We start from the raw sequence: 3,339 nt of genomic DNA, 5'->3' as shown, positions 1-3,339 counted from the left end.
CCCCGCCCCCACCAACATTGCCCGCCGTGCCAAAAAACATTGCCCATTCGCCATTACCCGCTCTGGAGGTGGGTCCTGGACTGCTCCGGTGGGACCAAAACGGTAGACCAAAGTGAGGAGTAACGCCGGGTGCAGCCAGTTCTCCCCAGCCGTCTTGACAATGAAACGGGGAGCCAAGGAGAGCGCGTCATACTTCAAATCCACCGCCTGCTGGACCATCGCTGCCACCAGACCCGGTTGGGGCACAGTATCGGCATCAATCCCCAACACCCAGACCCCCTGAGCACGGTCCAACCCATACTGCAACGCCCAAGGACGACCCACCCAGCCAGGGGGCAATGGGTCATCGGTTACGGCCCGAAAGCGCGGGTCACGCCGGGCCATCGCTTCGACAAGAGCCACGGTCCCGTCTTGGGAGCGACTGTCCACGACAATAATTTCCGTCAGGAGTGGTCCCTGTTGATGTAAACCTTCTAGGCAAGGTCCTAGTCGTTCCGCTTCATTAAGCGTCGGGATAACTACCGAGACCGTCGTTGAGGGACCTTCATTTTGAGGCGCGAGCGGAGGGCGACGGGTACGGCCCCGGCTCAGTCGCATGAACAACAAAAGTAAAGCCCCGCCCTGCAATCCGACTAAGAGCCACCAAACCATCTATTCCGCCGCTGGATCGAGGACGGGAGCTTTGTTACCCGCCAGCCACCAGCACACACAGGCAGGCACTTGTCCTAGTAAAAGACCCATCGCCACCGGAATTCGCAAGTCAATATCGAGGGCACCCAGACTCAGGGCCACGGCAAAGAGGATATTCGCGGTGTAGACCACCAAGGGCAGGGCCAATTGGTCGCGGTTGAGGGTGACATCGGTTTTCCATAACCAACGGGCCACCGCCATGAAGACTAACCCCGTGCCAAACCAACCCGCAAAATTCTGAATCGGCATCCCAAAAAACGGCCCCGACTCCAACCACACCCAGAAACTAGAAGCAATACTCATCGCCGGGTCCAACACCAAGTCCCAAGCGGTCAACAACCAAGCCCCGAGCAGCAGCGGCGCGACCACACCCCAGATCCCGCGCACCTCTTGGAAGGCCGCCCGCGAGAGCAGATAGGTCGAGAACCCGATATAGAACCAGGACAAAGGAATTGTAAACGGTACCAAACCCGCAATCTTGAACCCCAAGCCCTCGGTGTAGGTGTAGGCCCCGAAAGGAAACCCGGTACTCGTCCCCAAAAGCTCACTAGCTAAAGAAATCAGACAGGCCGGGATAAAAAAGAGCATTGTTTTACGCAAACCAATAATCTGCACCCCGTGGATCACCAACGCGAGCGCACCGAAAATAATATAGGCAGCTCCGCCCCGCGACATACCAAAGTCGTAAATCTGTTGCCCGACCGGGGGCAGACTATTCATGAAATCCGGCATCCGGGGCAGGATCACCATCCCGTACAGCCCAAAGAGCATCGAGAAAATGTGTAGGGCAACCAGTGCCGTTTTGCTCACCGTTAGGAATTGAGAGTTCATTGTATGAAAGACGCTCCGTAAATTAGGTGGGCAGGAAACATGCCAGCCGTCTGGCAGCTTTGCAAAACTTCATAAACTTTACCAGATTGTAGACCCCCACGGGTCTGAACTGGCAAGATAGAGCAATTAGCTCTATCACTATTTAGTAACCCCGACCCGGCGAGCCGGGGGGAACTGAGTCCCGTTACGCCGGAGGAGGAGGCTATGCACTTGGTCTTGTCCATTGCGGACAAAGGTGATTTGGGCATCCACCTCTTTAAAAAAATACTCTCCGTTCTCGGCTCGTTCCAGTTGCGCCTTGGGGAATCCCGTCACCTGAGCAAAAAGAGCACTGCCCTCGCTGGTAACTTGGATCTCAACGAAAGGTACGAAACGGTAGGTACCTGTGTATTCCTCGGCTGGCATGAATTCATTCCCTAGCTCTGCCCTATCATCCTGCACTCGTCCCTGGACCTGCTCTACCTATTTAGAGGTAAAAGCACGCCGATTCGTAGTGTACCGTAAGGAGGTTGTTAGCCTGCACCGATGTTTGCACCCCAACAATACCTGACTTGGCTCATCCCCTACTACGGGCGCATCCGCTATGACCTCGCCACCAGTAGCGCGGCAAGTCCTGACCTAGCCCGGTTGTTACCCTTACCTGCCCTCGACGATTACAACGCCCTCAATACGCTCAAAGAAACCCTGGCTCACCACTACGCATTGCCTACGACAGATGTACAACTAACCCTAGGGACTTCCCAAGCCCTTTTCATCACTTTGGCCCACCTGCTGAAACCGGGCGACCGGGTCCTCGTTGAACATCCGACCTACGAACCCCTGTGGGCCGTCCCTCAAGCCCTGGGTGCCCGGGTGGAATTTTTGCAGCGGGGGAATGATTGGGACTTGACGGCAAAACAATTAGCACCTTGGACTGGGCAGGGCGTGAGGGCGTTGGTACTTTCTGATCCCCACAATCCTTCTGGAGCCGTGCTGACTACTGCGCAGATTTTGGAGCTTGCCCGGTGGTGTGAAGCAGAGGGGGCTTGGTTGGTGGTGGATGAGGTCTACCAGGATTTTTTGTCGCCCCAACTAACTACCCATCGCCACTTGCACCCCCGCATCATCGCCTTGAGTTCTCTCACCAAGGTTTATGGGTTGGGGGCTCTGCGCTGTGGTTGGCTTTTTGCTCCCCCGGAGATTGTCCAGGGGACAGAGGCCGTTTTGCGCTACTTGAATGGTAGTAATCCCCCGGCTTGTGCGGCCTTGGGGTTAGCAGCTTTGGCACATCGGGAATATTTCTGGCAGTTGAGTCAGACACGAGCGCGGACTAACTTCCAGTTGGTTGAGCAATGGTTGGCCCAACAACCGAACTTGACTTGGCAGGCTCCCAAGCAAGGGGTTTTTGGGTTTGTGCGGGCGGAGCGCGATTTGCGTCCGGTCCTTGAGCAGGGCTGTGCGGACCATGGGGTGCTGGCAGTACCGGGCGTATTTTTTGGGGAGCCCCACGGATTTCGGCTGAGTTGGGGGGCTGACCCGGAAGTTGTTCAGACGGGATTGCAACTACTGAGCCAAGTCTTAGCTAAATGAAGTAGTGGGGGAGGAAGCAGCTAATGTTTTGGTTGACACTCCCCACGGCTAAAGCCGGGGGATAGCTGGGTGCTACCGCCCAGCTCTTGGTTCCACGCGTCAGCTTGCAACATCGGATTGCGCCTCTGTCGTAGGGGCTATGCTCTCCCTAAGCGTTGCCGTTTCCCAGTGCCCCTGGGTACTTTGTAATCCTGCTGCCAGAATATTCAAGGCTGCATTGTGGTCACGGTCTAGTACACAGCCACACTG

The 3,339-nt window shown here is 56.2% G+C and carries 4 protein-coding genes; 1 reads left to right on the top strand and 3 read right to left on the bottom strand.

What is annotated here, in order from left to right; translation table 11 throughout:
- From HFM78_RS14300 to HFM78_RS14290, 3 genes are all read right to left on the bottom strand, one after another.
- A partial coding sequence (locus HFM78_RS14300; RefSeq protein ID WP_287130130.1) for a glycosyltransferase family 2 protein occupies positions 1 to 651 on the bottom strand: 651 nt, incomplete at its 3' end.
- The gene (locus HFM78_RS14295) at positions 652 to 1,500 is read right to left on the bottom strand and encodes a carotenoid biosynthesis protein (RefSeq protein WP_287130129.1); all 849 of its coding nucleotides are present in this window, start codon (positions 1,498 to 1,500) and stop codon (positions 652 to 654) included.
- Positions 1,501 to 1,659: 159 nt separating this feature from the next.
- Positions 1,660 to 1,962 carry a DUF3471 domain-containing protein gene (locus HFM78_RS14290; RefSeq protein ID WP_287130128.1) on the bottom strand — a complete coding sequence of 101 codons (303 nt, stop codon included), beginning with the start codon at positions 1,960 to 1,962 and terminating at the stop codon, positions 1,660 to 1,662.
- 84 nt (positions 1,963 to 2,046) lie between these two features.
- On the opposite strand from HFM78_RS14290, the gene HFM78_RS14285 reads away from it, so the two are divergent.
- Positions 2,047 to 3,090, top strand: coding sequence for a pyridoxal phosphate-dependent aminotransferase (locus tag HFM78_RS14285; RefSeq protein ID WP_287130127.1), 1,044 nt, complete (start codon positions 2,047 to 2,049; stop codon positions 3,088 to 3,090).
- The last annotated feature ends 249 nt before the right edge of the window (positions 3,091 to 3,339 follow it).

The organism is Candidatus Cyanaurora vandensis (assembly GCF_013285555.1).
Lineage (GTDB): Bacteria > Cyanobacteriota > Cyanobacteriia > Gloeobacterales > Anthocerotibacteraceae > Cyanaurora > Cyanaurora vandensis.
The sequence above is the reverse complement of the archived record's forward strand: the minus strand, read 5'-3'. Positions and strand labels throughout refer to the sequence as shown.